Here is a 17,714-nt window from a genome sequence, read left to right on the forward strand (position 1 = left end):
CTTTCCCTTCCTTGATTAAAAAAATAACTCGGCCACCCTGAAAGGAATCCCCATGCTGACAGGACAAATCCGCAACCAGATTGACCAGATATGGAACGCTTTCCACTCTGGTGGTGTTTCCAATCCCCTGTCTGTCATTGAACAGCTAACCTTTCTAATCTTCATAAAGCGCCTGGATGATCTGCAGCTGACCATGGAAACCAGAGCGGAAACGCTTGGCGAGCCCATCACGAACCCCATCTTCCCCGCAGGGACGGATGAGGAAGGCGAGCCTTACAGCAACCTCCGCTGGTCCCGTTTCAAGAATTTTGAACCCCGTGAAATGATGCGAGTTGTGGATGAGCACGTCTTCCCCTTCCTGCGGTCTCTGGGAGAGAAAGGCTCATCCTACGGCCAGCACATGAAGGATGCACGACTTGGCTTCTCCAGTGCCAGCCTTCTGGCCAAAGCCGTGGCCATGCTGGATAAGCTGGACATGAACAACCGGGACACAAAAGGCGATGTGTACGAGTACATGCTCGGCAAGCTGGCCAGTGCTGGTACCAATGGCCAGTTCCGTACACCTCGACACATAATACAGCTCATGGTCGCACTAAGGCGACCTACTCCAACAGACACCATCTGTGATCCTGCCGCTGGCACATGCGGCTTTCTCATGGAGGCCGGGGAATATCTCCGTCACCACGAGCCCCAGATGCTACGCAATGCGGAACAGCGTGACCATTTTCTAAACCATATGTTCCATGGGTTCGACTTTGATGCCACGATGCTCCGCATTGGCTCCATGAACATGCTTCTGCACGGGCTGGACAATGCTGAGGTTTCCTATCGGGACAGCCTGTCTGAACGTTATGGCAAAGATGAAGGCCTCTATTCTCTTATCCTCGCCAATCCTCCTTTCAAGGGGTCGCTTGACGAAACAACAGTCGCAAAAAATCTTCTCCAATTCAGCAAGACGAAGAAAACCGAACTGCTCTTTCTGACCCTTTTCCTCCGCCTCCTGAAAGTGGGAGGACGTGCAGCGGTCATCGTGCCGGAAGGCGTCCTATTCGGCAGTTCCGCCGCTCACAAGAAGATACGGAAAACGCTGGTCGAATCCCACAAGCTGGAAGGCATCATCAAACTGCCATCTGGCGTTTTCCGTCCCTACGCTGGCGTATCCTGCGGGATCATCCTCTTTACCAAAACAGGCGTTGGAGGGACGGATAATGTCTGGTTCTACGACATGCAAGCCGATGGCTTTTCTCTGGACGACAAACGCACGCCCCTTCTGGACCCGGAGCAGCTTGGCCCTACCCCGGCTCACCCGTTGGACGATGCAGAGCATGAAAAGAACAACCTGCCTGACATACTCGCCCGTTGGAACGCCCTGACAGCAGAAGCTGACCGCCCCCGCACGGCTCAAAGCTTTCTTGTCCCCAAGGAAGATATAGCGGCCAAAGATTATGATCTTTCCATGAGTCGATATAAAATGATCGAACAGGAAGAAATCAATTATCCCACCCCTACCGAACTTCTGGCCGAACTGAATGAGCTAGATGCCAACATCACCGCCGGAATGGCCGCCCTGAAGGAGATGCTGGGATGACCGCACAAACGTGGCCAATGGTGAAATTGGGTGATGTAGCCAATATCAACCCTCCTGCTCCCCAACATCTCCCCCATGACACTATAGTCAGCTTTCTTCCCATGAAAAATGTATCAGAAGATGGCTCACTTGTACTGGACGAATGTCCATATAATGGAACAAAGAAAGGTTATACTAGTCTAAAAAAGCAAGATATCATCGTTGCTAAAATCACTCCGTGCTTTGAAAATAAAAAAATAGCCATTGCACATATACCTAATAAATATGGGTTTGGCTCAACAGAATTTCATGTAATCCGCTGCTCTGAAAAATTAAATAATAGATTCGCTTTTTACTTCTTGCGACAAGATAGGATTAATAAGCTCGGTCAAGAGTATATGACGGGGAGCGCAGGGCAAAAGCGCATCCCCCAGACCTTTCTAAAAGACCTTCTAATCCCCCTCCCACCCCTTTCAGAGCAGAAACGTATCGCCGCCATTCTGGATAAAGCATATGATCTATGCCAGCTTCGTAGACACGCCTTAAAGAAGCTGGATGTGCTGGGTGAGGCTATTTTTCATGATATGTTTAGATACATTGAAAAAGATAATGCGAATATACGCATTACGAAACTAGAAAATATTATTGAGATACTAGACAATATGCGCCGTCCTATAACAAAAAAAGATCGCAACCCCGGCATTTTCCCATATTACGGAGCAACCGGAGTTCTTGACTATATTGATAAATACATTTTTAATGAACCCCTAGTCTTACTTGGTGAGGATGGGGCTAAATGGGGTAAATCAGAAAAAAGTGCTTACCCTATTTTAGGGAAGACATGGGTAAATAACCATGCGCACGTTCTCAAACCTAATAGGAAAAAAATAACCGATATTTTTCTAATATTCTTTCTTAACAAGACCGACCTGACACCTTTCGTGTCAGGTACCACCGTGCCCAAACTAAATCAAAAAAATACAAAGCAGATTCCCATCCCCCTCCCACCCCTCGCGGAACAGGAGCGTTTTGCTGCCCGCATTGCAAAGATTGAAGCACTTCAGGAGCATCACAGGCAGGCACTGGCAAAGCAAGAAATGCTGTTTCAGTCTCTCCAACAACGGGCTTTTCGAGGAGAGTTATAACCGCCCGGCTTCCTCACCCAACGTCCATCCCCTTTCTCAGGAAAAACCATCATGCATCAATTCACATTTCTAAAGACCGATTTCCCAATCATCTACAAATACGCCACAAAAGCTGAACAGGCAGCACTCTCCGACCCACGAGGGGCCTGCTTTTGGGCACGGCTGGCACTAGAGACTACCATCAAATGGCTCTACACAAATGAACCATTCCTTGCTCAGGAAAACCTGATTCTTCGGGAAACAACCCTTGCCCAGAAACTCAGTACCGATTCATTCTACCAGCTTGTCGGCCCCACCCTGGCCTACAAGGCACGCTATGTGAAAGATCAAGGGAACCGTGCCGCCCATGACCATAAACCCATTACACGGCATGATTCCACATCGACAGTCAGCGAATTTTTTCACATCGCCTACTGGCTGGCCCGCACCTATAGCCGTTCGGCAAAACCTGCCGAAACCCTGCAGTTCGACCCCACAAAACTAGAAGAAACGCTCACCATCACCTCTTCCACTGTCAGCCAAATACAAGAAATGCGGCAAGAACTGGACAAGGAAGAACAACTCCGCCGGGAAGCAGAAAAAAAACAGATTGAGTCCGAAGAAGGTCGCAGAAAAGCAGAAGAAGAACTTGCTATCATCCGTGCAGAGGTAGAAGCATTACGCCTCGCCAGCCAGAAAGTACCAGACCGGCACAATTATGACGAAGCAACGACCCGCAGCCTTCTCATTGACCTTCTGCTAAAAGAAGCAGGCTGGTCACTGGAGGGAGCCGATGATAAGGAGTTCCCGGTTGCGGGGATGCCCAACAGCAGCGGTCAGGGACGTGTGGATTACGTCCTCTGGGGGGATGATGGCAAACCGCTCGCGCTCGTAGAAGCCAAATCAACCCGCAAAAACGCAAAAGCAGGCCAGCATCAGGCAAAACTGTATGCTGACTGCCTCGAAAAAACCTACGGCCAGCGTCCCCTCATCTTCTACACGAACGGTTATGAGCATTGGCTGTGGGATGACCACACATATCCCCCGCGGCAGGTGGAAGGCTTCTTCAAGAAAGATGAAATAGAGCGCATCATCCAGCGCCGTCAGACCTGCCGTCCTCTCGCCGAAATTCCAGCCTCCACGAAAATCGTGGACCGCTTCTATCAGATACGGGCCATCGGCCGCGTTGGCGAAAGTTTTGAGCAGGATCACCGGCGCAAGGCACTACTCGTCATGGCAACTGGTACGGGCAAGACCCGCACGACAATTGCCCTGATTGATCAGCTCATGCGTGCCAACAGGATACGGAATGTCCTGTTTCTAGCCGACCGTATTGCCCTTGTTGAGCAGGCAGAACGGGCCTTCAGAGAGCACCTGCCTACGGCTCCTCTTGCCAATCTTCTCAAAATATCACGCAGCTCCACCAATACGATTACAGGGGCGCATGTCATTTTTTCCACTTACCAGAGCATGATCAGCAAGCTGGAGGAGATGGACGGTGATATCCGCCGCTTCGGCCCTGGTCATTTCGACCTCATCATTGTCGATGAAGCACACCGCTCCATCTACCGCAAATATAAGGCCCTTTTTTCCTATTTTGACAGTCTTCTGCTCGGCCTGACTGCTACACCCCGCGATGAAATCGACCGCGACACCTATCAACTTTTTGACCTGAAAACGGGCACGCCGACAGATGTCTATGACCTGGAAGACGCCATTGCAGATAAGATGCTTGTCCCGCCGGAAGGGATCGCCGTCTCGCTTCGTCTCCCCCGGGATGGGCTACGTTACGATGAGCTAAGTGATGAAGAAAAAGAACAATGGGCAGCTCTGGAATGGGGTGATGAAGGCAACTTACCCACTCAGCTGGAAGGCAGTGATTTCAATAAATCCATCTTCAATGCCGATACGATTGATCTCGTCATCGAACAGCTCATGACAGAAGGCATCCATGTAGAGAATGGCAACAAACTGGGCAAAACCATCATCTTTGCCCGCTCCAGTCGCCACGCCCAAGCCATCATAGACCGCTTCAATGTCAATTATCCGGAACTAAAGGGCCATTTTGCCCAACAGATTGACTATTCCATCTCCCACGCTCAAAGCCTGATTGACGATTTCTCCAAATCCGACAGTAATCCTCAAATCGCAGTCTCAGTGGATATGCTGGATACAGGCATCGACATCCCAGAAATCGTCAATCTGGTATTCTTCCGCCCCGTTTACTCTCATACGAAGTTCTGGCAGATGATCGGAAGGGGAACACGACTGTGCCCCGATCTCTTTGGCCCCGGTAAAGACAAGACCTGCTTCCGCATCTTTGACTATTACGACAATCTGAAAACATTCAACACGGAACTGAAACGCCCTGCAGTCGCCCTACAACCTTCCCTGAATGAACGTCTGTTCTGCTCACGGCTGGATTTACTTGCCGCCCTTGAAACGACACAGAACCAACACACTACTCTACAAAACAGCCTGAAAACCCGCCTGCGCAACGAAGTGCAGGCCCTGAACCCCAATAATGTCCTTGTACGCCCCCACCTTCGTGTTCTGGAGCACTTCCAGTCTGACGATGCGTGGGCCACCCTGAGCGCCGAGGATCGTACAGTTCTGGCAGATGACCTGGCAGCTCTCCCCACCGCCTTCCGTGAACCGGAAGACAATCTGCCTGCCAAACAGTTCGATCTTCTCATAATACGGGGACAACTGGCCTTACTGCAAAAAGCAGCCAGTTTTGTCGGTATCCAGAAACAGATATGTCAGGTTGCCTCCGCTTTGGAGGGGCTTGCCAACATCCCCCTCGTCAAACACGAACTGCCTCTGATCAATAAGCTACAGGATGCCGCATGGTGGGAAGGTATCACTGTCGACATGCTGGAAGATGTGCGCTGCCGTCTCCGGACACTCGTCCAACTCATTGAGACAAAAACCAACCCCATATTATATACCTCTTTTCAGGATGAACGCGGCCCATCAGAGGCAGTGTCTCTGACACTTACTAACACAAGTGTCGATAAAAACCGTTTCAAACGACAGGTCCGGAAGTTTCTTGATACCCATCTTGACCATGCAAGCCTCCTGAAAATCCGCCGTGGCGAACCTTTGACACAACAGGACCTCCAGGCACTCGAACAGCTCCTGCAACAGGGCGATCTGGCCATGGATGACACCGTACGGGCAGATATAGAAGCAGAAGGTGGCCTCGTACGCTTTCTTCGTTCTCTAACGGGATTGGACCGTGTTTATGCCCGTCGGGCTTTCGACAATTTCATCCAGAGCCACCAGCCACTGACAGCCGATCAGATTGAGTTTCTGGAACTTGTCATCAGCAGTCTCTGTGAAAATGGCTTCCTGTCTCCTACTACTCTATTTGAAAGCCCCTTTACCGACATCAACATGCACGGCATCAGCGGATTGTTTGGTAAGGAAGAGACTCAAACCCTCCTTTCCATCGTCCGTTCATTTGAGCTTGTCACGGACAAAACTACTACTGCATCTCAACCGTAAAATGGATATGTCAAAGGGACCAATAGCCCAAGGCTGCCATTGGTCCCCTGCATAAATCAAAACAACTGGGCACCAGTCTCTAATCCTCACAACAGGACAGACCAATCACCCCTCCACGAGGAAGGACTGCAACATAACAATCAACTTTTCAGGGAAAACATCCTGGTGGAGGGGGTTGGATTCGAACCAACGTAGGCGTACGCCAGCGGATTTACAGTCCGCCCCCTTTAGCCACTCGGGCACCCCTCCGAACTCAGGATGTGCGTGTGATAATACGCATTTCTTACTATGTCAATGCGATCAAGAAAGATTATACAAAGGATTATGGCTAGAAAATCATCCTCCCGCCGTGTGGCACTGCCCGAGGCGCAAAATCTCTCCCGCAACCGCTCCCGCCGCAGCACAACCAAACACGGAGCCCCCGCTACTGGTAAAGGCTACTGGATCTACGGCCAGCATGCCGTGGAGGCTGCCCTCCTGAATCCAGCACGAATCATCTATAGCCTTCTTGCTACGAAAGAAGCCGCAGACTCCCTGCCCGACACAGCACATCAGCCCCGCATCGTCAGCCGGGAAGAGCTGGATGCCCTCTGCGGCAAGGACGCCGTGCATCAGGGCGTCTGCCTAAATGTCGAACCGCTGGAAAACCCCGCCATTGTGGATGTCATCGACCGCCCCGGCCCCATTCTGGTGCTGGATCAGGTCACAGACCCTCGCAACATTGGGGCCATCTTGCGCTCGGCCGCTGCCTTCGGGGCCGCTGCCCTCCTAGTGCAGGACCGCCATACGCCCGATGAAACCGGCACCATGGCCAAGGCTGCCTCTGGCGGGCTAGACGTCGTGCCCATCATCCGGGAAACCAACATCTCCCGTGCTTTGCAAGGACTGCAAAAAGCCGGATTCTGGGTTGTCGGGCTGGATGCAGGCGGCACAAGACTGGACCGTAATCAGCTCGGCGACCGCCGTATCGCTCTGGTTCTGGGGGCCGAGGGGGCCGGTCTGCGCCGCCTGACACGGGAAACCTGCGATGAGATCGCCTCAATCTACATGTCCGGCCCGATGGAGAGCCTGAACGTCTCCAACGCTTCCGCCGTAGCCCTGTACGAGCTGACCCGCCCGCTGGACTAATACCCTCCTACAAAAAAAGGGGTGGGACCGGAAATACCAGTCACCACCCCGCCTTCAGGCGATATTATCAGCCCATCACTTGGCGAACGGATAATCCGTATAGCCCTTGGCTCCAATCGGGCCGTACCATGTCGCCATGTCATCATCCTGAAACGGCAGATCATCCTTCAGGCGACGCACAAGGTCCGGATTCGCAATGTAAGCACGACCAAAGCTGATAGCATCAGCCTTACCCTCCGCCACGGCCTTCAGGGCTTCATCCCGTGTATATTCCTGATTCAGCACCAGCGGACGGGTAAAGACCTTGCGAATTTCCGGTGACAGTTTCGGCTGATCGGTAGCACCACCAAAAGTAAACGTGCTGGACGGGTTGGATTCACGGAGTTCCAGCCATGCCACACCCAGATCATTCAGCATCTTTGCTGCCGGAATGAAAACAGCCTCCGGATTGCTGTCCACCGTGCCCTGCACCTCCCCATTGGGAGAGAGGCGGACGCCAACATGCTCGGCCCCAATTTCCTTGATGACAGCTTCCGTCACCTCACGCAGCAGGCGCAGGCGGTTCTCAACAGACCCGCCGTAAGCGTCCGTCCGGTGATTAGTGCTGTCCCGCAGGAACTCATCCAGCAGATAGCCATTGGCAGAATGAATCTGCACACCATCAAAACCGGCCTTCATCGCATTGCGGGCCGCATGGGCATAGCTTTCCACAATCCCCGGAATCTCATCCAGACGCAGCGCACGGGCTTCCTCATAAGGGGCCTTGCCCTCATAAGTATGAATATGCCCCGGTGCCGTTGAGGGAGACGGTGCCACTGGCTGCTCGCCTGTAACGGAGGAATGAACCATCCGCCCCATGTGCCAGAGCTGGCAGACAATCTTGCCGCCCTTCTCGTGCACGGCATCGGTAACGGCCTTCCAGCCCTTCACCTGCTCCTCATTCCAGATACCCGTGGCATAGGCCCAGCCAAGACCCTGACGGGAAATACCCACCGCCTCGGAGATAATCAGGCCAGCACTTGCTCGTTGAGCATAATACTCTGCCATGATGGATGTCGGTACGGCATCTTTGCCTGCCCGTGACCGTGTAAGCGGTGCCATGACGACACGATTCGCCGCCTTGATGGACCCAAAGGAAATAGTGTCAAAAAGTGTTGGCATGGTGTTTTCTCCTAAAAAACATAACCAGGCAGATAACGGAGACGGAGACACACAGTGTCACCGCTCGTTCTTCTCAAACGCTAACACTTCCTTTTTGTTCTATCAACATAGAACAATAAAATTTGTTCCATATAAATAAAACTATAAAACCTTGACAAAATGCCCCGGAACTCCCGATACACATGACCATGGCTGTGCTGTATCACCACCCCGTCCCGGAAGACATCACCCTCCTGCCCCTCCTGCGGGCCGTAGCAGACCCCGTGCGTCTAGGCATCATCTGCCATCTGCACAGTCTGGGCGAAGCTAACTGCACGACCCTTCTGCGTGGCAGGCCAAAGTCCAGCATGTCGCATCATTTTCAGGTCCTGCGAGAGGCCGGCATCCTGCACACCCGTGTGGAAGGGGTCCAGCACCACAACACACTCCGTCTTGATGTGTTGGAAGAACGCTTCCCCGGCCTGATGGCCTCCATCCTGCGGGAATGTCCTACCTCTCTACCAGAGAACGGCTGACCCACCGCCAGCCTATCCTCATGGCCTCATGCCATCACCGTTCAGCAGGGCTTGCCACTGTCAGCTCTGCCACAAGGCGGGCCTGCTCTGGCTGCCAAAGCAGAATGCGGGCATTTCCCTGCTCATCCCGCAACGTAACGGCCAACGCACCATCAGGGCGGGCCGTAACAGCCATGACCTGCTCACCCACATGACGAGGCAGTTTCAGCAAGGCTGGCCCTGCCAGTGACGATGGCCCCGCCATCGTCTGTACTGCAGCCGAAGGTGACGCCGAATGATTCATCATGCGATGGATGATGATCCCCACCAGCAGAACCGTCCCCAGAATAATCATCATCCCCATGATGATGACAGCCGCCACCAGAGCTCTAGGGGTACGAGGCGGGTTCGACTCGCTGTTTTGTCCCGGCTCGACTAGATTAGGGGACATGTCCGACTCATTCATTTCCGATTCTCTCCCAGCGGATGCACCCGCACTCTTCTCTTTCACCATCACGCACGAGCAAGCGGGGCAGCGGGCTGACCGTATGCTGGCCGATGCCATCGGCACCCTGTCCCGCTCCCGTGTTAAAGCTCTGATCGAGACAGGGCACCTTACCTGCAACGGCACGCCCCGGCGAGACCCTGCCTTCACCCTGCGTGAGGGGATGCAGCTAGAACTACGCCTCCCCCCGCCAGAACCCGCTCGCCCGCAAGCAGAAAGCATCCCTCTGGACATCCTCTTTGAGGATAGGGACCTCATTGTACTGGATAAACCAGCCGGACTGGTCGTGCATCCTGCCCCCGGCAATGAAACGGGCACTCTCGTCAACGCCCTTCTCGGCCATTGCGGGCCGGATTTTGAAGGCATTGGCGGCGAGAAACGCCCCGGCATTGTCCACCGGCTGGACAAGGATACATCCGGCGTGATGGTCGTAGCCAAAACCCCACTCGCCCATGAGGCCCTATCCGAGGCCTTTGCCAACCGCACAATGGAACGGGCTTATCTCGCTCTAACATGGGGTCTTCTTCCCCCCTCAGGCGAATTTGAAGGGGCCATCGGTCGCGATAAGCGGGACCGCAAACGCATGGCTGTGGTCACCCAAGGCGGCAAGCACGCTCTGACACGTTTCACTACAAAAGAGACCTTCCATGCTGGTGTGTCCCTTGTGGAATGTCGGCTAGCAACCGGGCGAACCCATCAGATCCGTGTTCATCTCTCCCATAATGGGCACCCCCTACTGGGCGACCCGGTCTATCTGCGCCGTGTACCGGCTGCCGCTCGCAAACTACCCGTAGATGTACGCCACCAAGCCCTCGACTTCCCCCGGCAGGCTCTACATGCCGCCACGCTGGGTTTTATCCACCCACGAACAAAGGAAGAACTGCATTTCTCCGCCCCTCTTCCAGACGATCTTCAAGCTCTGATAAGGGCTCTCTCGGAAGGGTGCCCCACATAACTTTTTATTAAGTTTGACTTCCTGAATGAATCAATTAGAGAATTATAGGACAAGAAGCGTCCCATAAAGAATGAACATGTCTCTATTGCCATATTTGCGATAGAGATACGAGCAGACCAGCATTAGGATGGACGGGCTGGTCTCATCGTTCCTGTGGTGGAGGGGCTGGTCCGGTTTACCTGCCTTTTCATCAGCCGGGTGCAAGGAGTCGAAATCGTATGAAGTCTCCCTCAACTCTTCCCGCCATCGGTCCAGAGACCAATCTTTCCCGTTATCTGCAGGAAATCCGGCGGTTTCCCCTTCTCACTTCCGAACAGGAATTGGCCCTTGCCCGCCGCTGGCGTGACGAGCACGACAGCACTGCCGCTCACGAGCTAGTCACATCACATCTGCGCCTCGTTGCAAAAATCGCCATGAGCTACCGGGGCTATGGCCTGCCCGTTAGCGAGCTGATCAGCGAAGGCAATATCGGCATGATGCAGGCTGTCCGCCGTTTTGACCCGGAACGGGGCTTCCGTCTGGCAACCTATGCCATGTGGTGGATCCGTGCGGCCATTCAGGAATATATCCTCCATAGCTGGTCTCTAGTGAAGATGGGTACGACCGCTGCCCAGAAGAAACTCTTCTTCAATCTTCGCCGTCTCAAGGGGCAGATGCAGGCTTACGAGGAAGGCGACCTCCAACCGGAGCAGATCAACCATATCGCCAAGACCCTTGGCGTGCCGGAGCAGGATGTCATCTCCATGAATCGCCGCCTTACCGCACCGGACCACAGCCTGAATGCCCCGCTGCGTGTGGATGGTGAACAGGAATGGCAAGACTGGCTGGTAGACCAGAACGAAAATCAGGAAGACACACTGGCCGAGAGCGAAGACATGGCCGGTCGCAAGGCCCTGCTGACCGAAGCCATGCAGACCCTCAATGAGCGTGAACGCCACATTTTGACAGAACGCCGCCTGAAGGAAGACCCTTCCACACTGGAGGAGCTCTCCCATCATTATGGTGTCTCCCGTGAGCGTATCCGCCAGATTGAGGCTCGTGCCATGGAGAAGTTACAAAAGGCTATGGCCTCCGCCGTTAAGGAACGGCGTAAGGAGCAGGGGTTCTCAGAAGACGAGGAGTAACCCCTCCTCCAAACTTTGAGACTTTACAAAACGCAGCCCGACCCTGTTCCCGCTGCGTTTTTTTATGGCAACCATTCCACACACAAAAAAGGCGGCACCCCGAAGGGTAACCGCCTTTCCTGCAAAACCAGTATGACCTGATCTTACTTGGCGCGCAACACCTCAACACCCGGAAGGGTCTTACCCTCCAGCCACTCGAGGAAGGCACCGCCAGCCGTAGAGACATAGCTCATACGGTCGGCTACGCCAGCGTGACGCAGAGCGGAAACGGTGTCACCACCGCCAGCCACCGTCAGCAGCTTGCCTTCTTCGGTCAGCTTGGCAGCGGCACGAGCCACTTCCACCGTTGCCTTGTCGAACGGAGCAATCTCGAAAGCACCCAGCGGACCGTTCCAGACCAGAGTCTTCAGGTCGGCCAGATGTTTGGAGATCAGCTCAGCCGTCTTCGGCCCAGCATCAAGGATCATGGTGTCTTCAGGCACCTTGTCCACCGGCACGACCTCAGAGGCAGCACCCGCCTTGAACTCACGAGCCACGACAGCATCAACCGGCAGAACCAGCTTGCAGCCTTTTTCCTTAGCGTGAGCAGCAATCTTGCGGGCTGTCTCATGCATGTCGGATTCCTGAAGGGACTTACCGACCTTCACGCCTTCTGCAGCGAGGAAGGTATTGGCCATCGCCCCACCGATGAACAGAACGTCCACCTTATCCAGCACGTTACCAATCAGGTCCAATTTCGTGGAGATCTTGGAACCACCGATCACGGCACCAACAGGACGCTTCGGACTTTCCAGCGCAGCGGAAAGAGCCTTCAGCTCAGCTTCCATCAGGCGGCCAGCATAAGCGGGCAGCAGATGGGCCACACCCTCTGTAGAGGCATGGGCACGGTGAGCAGCAGAGAAAGCATCGTCCACATAGATATCCCCGTTGGCAGCCAGTGCCTTGGAGAACTCAGGATCGTTCTTCTCTTCCTCAGCGTGGAAGCGTGTGTTCTCCAGCAGAAGAACATCGCCATCCTTCAGCGCATCCACGGCTTCTTTAGCCTTGGGGCCTACGCAGTCCGTAGCGAAAGCAACCGGGCGACCCAGAAGCTCACCCAGACGTTTGCCAACAGGTGCCAGCGACATCTCAGGAACGACCTTGCCCTTGGGGCGGTCGAAGTGACTGAGAAGGATGACCTTAGCCCCCTTCTCAGTCAGCTCACGGATGGTCGGCAGCACACGCTCGATACGGGTCGTATCGGTAATGGCACCCTCATGCATGGGGACATTCAGGTCAGCGCGGAGAAGTACGCGTTTGCCACGTACCTCCGCCTTATCAAGCGTGCGAAAAGCCATGATCAGAGTTTCCCGAACAGAGAAGCCGTGTCAGACATGCGGTTGGAGAAGCCCCACTCGTTATCGTACCATGCGCAGATACGAACCAGCTCACCACCGTCAACCAGTGCTGTCTGCGTAGCATCGAAGGTGGAGGAGAACGGAACGTGGTTGAAGTCGTGGCTCACCAGCGGCTCCGTGTTGTAGCCAAGGATGCCCTTCAGGCGGCCTTCAGAAGCCTGACGGAGAGCCTCGTTAACTTCCTCAACGGAAGACGGCTTACGCTTCGGCACGAAGTCCAGAGAGACGAGGGACACGTTCGGCGTTGGCACGCGGATGGCTGTACCATCCAGCTTACCCTTAAGCTGCGGCAGAACCAGACCAACAGCACGGGCAGCACCCGTGGATGTCGGGATGATGTTGACAGCAGCAGCACGGGCACGACGCGGGTCTTTGTGCAGTGTGTCGATGGTGCGCTGGTCACCCGTGTAGGAGTGAACGGTCACCATGTAACCACGCTCAATGCCGAATGTCTCATCCAGAACGGAAGCAACCGGGGAGAGACAGTTGGTTGTGCAGGAAGCGTTGGAAACAATGGTCATGCCCGGCTTCAGGGCATCATTGTTCACGCCGTACACGATTGTGGCGTCAGCGTCCTTACCCGGAGCGGAGATCAGCACGTGCTTGGCACCAGCTGTCAGCAGGGCAGAAGCCTTGTCACGGGCCGTGAAGAGGCCTGTGCATTCCATGGCCACATCAACACCCTGAAGCGGAATCTCTTCCGGGTTGCGATGGGCTGTCACCTTGATCGGACCGATCGTGCGGCCCTGATGGGTCTTGATGAGCAGATCGCCATTGACGACCTCGACCTCAGCCGGCAGGCGACCGTGGACGGTGTCATACTTCAGAAGGTGAGCGTTGGCTTCCACGGAGCCGAGATCGTTGATCAGAACCGGCTCGACGTCAGTGCGTCCGCTTTCGATGATGCCACGAAGAACCAGACGCCCGATACGTCCGAACCCGTTGATTGCAATTTTAACGGCCATTGGTCGCTTCCTCCGTAATTGGTAGCTAAAGGACTTCTTATCCATAGCACCACTGCCAGAGAGGGACAGAGGGAAAATGAAGTTTTTAAAGCAGCCCTGCTTCCCTCTTGCGTCATGCCCCGCTTCCTGTAACTAATTGTTTTATGATGGCTCTTTTTGTCCCCCGCTCCATCCTGCGAGTCCGTTTTACCGTTCTGCTCCTGCTGGCAGCGCCTCTCTGTGCCTGTAATCCTATCGATCAGCGCACATTTGATGCCCAGGCTGGCAGACCGCCCAAGACAGCGGCCCCACCTCTGCCAACCCCCACCCCTGAAAAACCAGCCTTCCTTCAGATTGCTGGCGGCACACCAGAGCAAGACTACGGTCCAGCGGTAGAAAAAGCCACAAAACTGGCACTGAGCCGCAAGACGAACATCCTGTTTATCGTCCAAGGCATGGCTCCCATGCAGAAGACACCGGAGGCTGAAACACAGTCCCTTCAGCATCTGACGCAAACTCTCGTCAATCCGGTTGCCAGCCATATTCTGGCTGCCGGGGCCCGCCCCATCCAGCTCGAGATGCGGGTCGGCTCCAACCCGACCCTTCAAAGCGACATGGTACGTATTTATGTTCGATAGGCTCCCTCGTCTTACCTGTGCCGTTCTTCTTAAGCAGGCAGACCGCAATCTGTTGGGATGGCTAGCATGGCACCTAGCCCTTGGGATTGAACATATCGCCATCATGGATAGCGGTGCCTTTGATGATGCCCGGCAGATTGTCCAGAGCCTCCAGCAGGACTGGCCCCTCTCATGGCACCCGGTAGAAGCCGAACCGGACCAGACTCCCGAGGAACATCGTCTGGAGATGACCCGGCAGGCCATTTCCCATCTGCACCACGTCACCCAAGCCATGCCGCAGGAGGTTATTGACGAGGAAAACGGCGAAACCACCCCTGTGGATGACTGGGTCATCGTTCTGGATGCCGATGAATATCTAGCCCCTAGCCGTGAACTGATCTCCCTGCTGTATCAGGCTAAGGAAGAAACTACCGCCTTTGCTCTGCACTGGCGAATTTACGGTGATGCAGGCCTGCTTACGCCTCCGCCAGGCCATGTCGTTGCCAACCATACATGGCACGCCCCACCTATGTTTGCCGACCATCGGTTTGTCCGTCTTATAGCCCGGCTAGACTGCCTACCCACCCCAGCCAAACTGACCGACCCGCACATGCTGGGGCTATCCCCCGAGCAGATCCTCCGTCCTAATGGGCGTCCCTTTATACCCGGCGACGAAGCTCTCCACTCGGAATTGTGGGAGGGTGGATGCATCCAGCATTACATCTGCGCTCTGGCCCATAATGAAGAGGAACTCCCTCCTCCCATGCGGGCCTATTACAACCGCAATGAACAGATGACGGCACCGCAAACGCGGGACCTGCAAACCATGCGCCAGCTGGCCAACCAGCTAAGAGAGAGCGCCCTGCGGGCAGGCCTCTCCCGCTTGCAGAAGCTTGTAGAGCCTCAGCTGGAGGAAGCTCAGCTAAAACATCAGGAAGATGAAACGGATTTAGCCATCCGGAGCCACGTACAGCATGACACGTTCCACTATGACCGGATACGCTCCTCTGTCCGAAGTGACCTACTCCTAAACCCACAATTCTCTACCCGTTATGAAACAGGGCAGACCGTTCTTCTTCGCTTCCCAGAAGGAAGATTGCTGGAAGGCGATCCACCGAATCACCATGAACCACTCATCGGATTCCGGCTGGAAAGCACCCCGCACCTCCTTACCCTCTATGGGCAGGACCGTTCACCCTTCACCCTCGGGGATGCACCCTGTCCGTTTGGCATGGCCAGCCTGCGCATTACACCCAGCACACAACAGCAGTTTGTCCATCTGCCACACGAGACCGGTCATGGCAGCACACCGCTGGAAATAATACCAACCAATGCGGTACCTGCCTTCCTTTACACCCCTCTACCACCTATTGATGAACCAGATGGGCTGAGTGTTCACGGGCTCCTCACATGGCTTGCAGGGCATCCCGACCTCCAGCCCTATGATCTTGCACGGGCGTTGCTGCTGCTCTCCCCGGCCTCTGCCCAACACCTACATAATCTGGCCCCTATTCTGGCAGAATTTCTACCATCTCAGCCTAAGCCAGACTTCCTACCCTAAATTGCACTCTAAACAGGGGGCTTAAACGCCCCCTAGAAAAGATGAGGCAGCCCCCACAGGGCCATCGCTACCAGCCCGCCCCCCAGACACAACCCGACTAAAAGCAACAGAAGAGCTGATGGGCTTCTAGCGTCTCGGGGGCGCTCAGCCAAGGCAGCGAGGCTAGCCCGTAAAGCGGCCAACTCTTCCTGATGCGCCCGTTCTTCATCCTGATGCCGCCGCACTACGCCGCTCTGCTGCCTAATAAAACTGACTGCCTCCGCCGTTGTTTGGAAAAAACAGTCCACCATGTGCGGTAGGATGGTGGTAGCCGTATCACTACTATCAGCTGCAACATCATACGCTAAGACACGATAGACTGGACATTGCAGCAGGCCTTTCACGAAAGGTGAAGAATCCATCTCGGCCAGACGGCTTCCAGCAATCACCAGCAAGATAACATCCTGCTCCACACCATGCAGATAAGAAAGCTCTGCACAGCCATCATGATCCGGTATCGACCGTACCGTTACATTCCGTTCTGTCCAAAAACCACCGAGCGACTGTCGGACAGCTTTCAGCCTCTCCAACCCGACACCAACACCCAGCAACAGCATCCTAGCCCCCTCACGAACGGGAAAACTACGCCGTTGCGGGGGCATCTCCCGCAAAAGCTGCAAAAGCTCTTCTCGTTGCCTTTCCGCCGCCTCTTCGGCATCCCGTATGATGGACAAAACTTCAAATCGAGGAGTAATCTGCCCCCGGTGCAGATGCGCCCTCAACAGGCCGCAGACACGGACATGCTCCCCCGCATGCAGCCCTTCCCCCTCCAACAAAGAGGGGGACATATCCAGCAAAAGAGATGTACCTGTCTGCCCATCTAACAGAGGCGTCCCTTCTCGACGACGCCAGCAATCCGGTGGCACGTCCCCTATCACCCCACTAACAATGATAGGCACCTGCCACTCTGCAAAACGGGCACAGATATCCGTAAGACGCCGCCGGAACAAAGCCTGTACTTGCTCCGGCTCCATGACAGGACATGTCTCTTCCGACCGCAGCGGAGGAAATACGGAGGACCGCCGTGAAAACACCTCCATAAACTTTTCCCTCCCCAAATGACAAAAGGCCCCAGAACCAGACTGGAGCCTCTTCTATCATTTCCTGCTCAGGCCAACGAAGACCCTTTTCCTTCATTCAGAGCCCTGCATCAGGCTTTCTGGCTGAACAGTTCCTCATAAATCTCCGGCTTAAACCCCACCATGACCGTCTCTCCTTTCTCAAGGACAGGGCGGCGCACCAAGGTTGGGTGTTCCAGCATCAGGGCCACGGCACGGGTTTCCGTCAGGTCCTGCTTCGCTGCATCATCAAGACGGCGAAATGTCAGGCTGGAACGGTTGAGGAGCTTCTCCCACCCTACAATCTTGGCCCATCCCTCTAACCGAGAAGCTGTCAGCCCATCTTTGCGAACATCATGATAGCGGACAGCGATGCCCCGCTCTTCCAGCCAGTTCATGGCCTTCTTGACGGTAGAGCAGGTCTTGATCCCATACAGAACAACCGTATCAACCATACCGAATGTGCCTCTCCATAAGGAAACGGACTATTTCATTTTTCATGAAAAATAGGGACAATATATGGCCTCAAC

At 54.6% G+C, this 17,714-nt stretch carries 15 protein-coding genes and 1 tRNA gene; 9 read left to right on the top strand and 7 right to left on the bottom strand.

Translation table 11 applies throughout. The annotated features are described in order from the left end of the window. The first annotated feature begins 52 nt into the window (after positions 1-52). The 3 genes from CPA57_RS06445 to CPA57_RS06455 are packed head-to-tail and all read left to right on the top strand — an operon-like array spanning position 53 to position 6,201. The gene (locus tag CPA57_RS06445) at positions 53-1,588 is read left to right on the top strand and encodes a type I restriction-modification system subunit M (RefSeq protein ID WP_182082008.1); all 1,536 of its coding nucleotides are present in this window, start codon (positions 53-55) and stop codon (positions 1,586-1,588) included. Continuing rightward, positions 1,585-2,712: a restriction endonuclease subunit S gene (locus CPA57_RS06450; RefSeq protein ID WP_182082009.1), complete on the top strand. Its 1,128-nt coding sequence runs from the start codon at positions 1,585-1,587 to the stop codon at positions 2,710-2,712. The genes CPA57_RS06445 and CPA57_RS06450 overlap by 4 nt, the downstream gene beginning before the upstream one ends. Before the next feature lie 51 nt (positions 2,713-2,763). Continuing rightward, positions 2,764-6,201 (top strand): DEAD/DEAH box helicase family protein, encoded by a 3,438-nt coding sequence (locus CPA57_RS06455; RefSeq protein WP_182082010.1) that lies wholly within the window; start codon positions 2,764-2,766, stop codon positions 6,199-6,201. A gap of 163 nt (positions 6,202-6,364) precedes the next feature. Here CPA57_RS06455 and CPA57_RS06460 read toward each other — a convergent pair. Next, positions 6,365-6,450, bottom strand: a tRNA-Tyr gene (locus tag CPA57_RS06460). A gap of 75 nt (positions 6,451-6,525) precedes the next feature. Between CPA57_RS06460 and rlmB the strand changes: the two genes are divergently transcribed. Then, positions 6,526-7,329, top strand: coding sequence for a 23S rRNA (guanosine(2251)-2'-O)-methyltransferase RlmB (gene rlmB / locus CPA57_RS06465; protein ID WP_077396069.1), 804 nt, complete (start codon positions 6,526-6,528; stop codon positions 7,327-7,329). A gap of 75 nt (positions 7,330-7,404) precedes the next feature. Here the strand turns inward: rlmB and CPA57_RS06470 are convergent, their stop codons facing one another. Beyond that, on the bottom strand, positions 7,405-8,490 hold the full coding sequence (locus CPA57_RS06470) for an alkene reductase (RefSeq protein ID WP_182082011.1): 1,086 nt from the start codon (positions 8,488-8,490) through the stop codon (positions 7,405-7,407). Positions 8,491-8,678: 188 nt separating this feature from the next. On the opposite strand from CPA57_RS06470, the gene CPA57_RS06475 reads away from it, so the two are divergent. Continuing rightward, a complete protein-coding gene (locus CPA57_RS06475) occupies positions 8,679-9,005 on the top strand; it encodes an ArsR/SmtB family transcription factor (RefSeq protein ID WP_182082111.1) in 327 nt (108 codons plus the stop codon). Between the two features lie 34 nt (positions 9,006-9,039). Here CPA57_RS06475 and CPA57_RS06480 read toward each other — a convergent pair whose 3' ends face one another. Continuing rightward, entirely contained in the window at positions 9,040-9,450 is a 411-nt protein-coding gene (locus CPA57_RS06480; RefSeq protein ID WP_229709308.1) for a DUF6476 family protein, read from the bottom strand. Between CPA57_RS06480 and CPA57_RS06485 the strand changes: the two genes are divergently transcribed. Together CPA57_RS06485 and rpoH are read left to right on the top strand one after the other, a co-directional pair. Then, positions 9,434-10,444: an RluA family pseudouridine synthase gene (locus CPA57_RS06485; RefSeq protein ID WP_182082012.1), complete on the top strand. Its 1,011-nt coding sequence runs from the start codon at positions 9,434-9,436 to the stop codon at positions 10,442-10,444. The genes CPA57_RS06480 and CPA57_RS06485 overlap by 17 nt on opposite strands. Positions 10,445-10,662: 218 nt before the next feature. Beyond that, a complete protein-coding gene (gene rpoH / locus CPA57_RS06490) occupies positions 10,663-11,568 on the top strand; it encodes an RNA polymerase sigma factor RpoH (protein WP_182082013.1) in 906 nt (301 codons plus the stop codon). A gap of 143 nt (positions 11,569-11,711) precedes the next feature. Here the strand turns inward: rpoH and CPA57_RS06495 are convergent, their stop codons facing one another. Both CPA57_RS06495 and gap read right to left on the bottom strand, forming a co-directional pair. Continuing rightward, the gene (locus CPA57_RS06495) at positions 11,712-12,905 is read right to left on the bottom strand and encodes a phosphoglycerate kinase (protein ID WP_182082014.1); all 1,194 of its coding nucleotides are present in this window, start codon (positions 12,903-12,905) and stop codon (positions 11,712-11,714) included. A gap of 2 nt (positions 12,906-12,907) precedes the next feature. Beyond that, positions 12,908-13,930 (bottom strand): type I glyceraldehyde-3-phosphate dehydrogenase, encoded by a 1,023-nt coding sequence (gene gap / locus CPA57_RS06500; protein ID WP_077396058.1) that lies wholly within the window; start codon positions 13,928-13,930, stop codon positions 12,908-12,910. A 143-nt stretch (positions 13,931-14,073) separates the two neighbouring features. On the opposite strand from gap, the gene CPA57_RS06505 reads away from it, so the two are divergent. Continuing rightward, positions 14,074-14,547 (top strand): hypothetical protein, encoded by a 474-nt coding sequence (locus CPA57_RS06505; protein WP_229709309.1) that lies wholly within the window; start codon positions 14,074-14,076, stop codon positions 14,545-14,547. Beyond that, the gene (locus CPA57_RS06510) at positions 14,537-16,087 is read left to right on the top strand and encodes a glycosyltransferase family 2 protein (protein ID WP_182082015.1); all 1,551 of its coding nucleotides are present in this window, start codon (positions 14,537-14,539) and stop codon (positions 16,085-16,087) included. The genes CPA57_RS06505 and CPA57_RS06510 overlap by 11 nt, the downstream gene beginning before the upstream one ends. Before the next feature lie 32 nt (positions 16,088-16,119). On the opposite strand, the gene CPA57_RS06515 is transcribed toward CPA57_RS06510, so the two are convergent. After that, positions 16,120-17,166, bottom strand: a complete 1,047-nt coding sequence (locus CPA57_RS06515) for a hypothetical protein (RefSeq protein ID WP_182082016.1) — start codon at positions 17,164-17,166, stop codon at positions 16,120-16,122. Between the two features lie 110 nt (positions 17,167-17,276). Then, positions 17,277-17,639 (bottom strand): arsenate reductase, encoded by a 363-nt coding sequence (locus CPA57_RS06520; protein ID WP_182082017.1) that lies wholly within the window; start codon positions 17,637-17,639, stop codon positions 17,277-17,279. Between the last annotated feature and the right edge of the window lie 75 nt (positions 17,640-17,714).

The organism is Bombella favorum, from assembly GCF_014048475.1.
Lineage (GTDB): Bacteria > Pseudomonadota > Alphaproteobacteria > Acetobacterales > Acetobacteraceae > Bombella > Bombella favorum.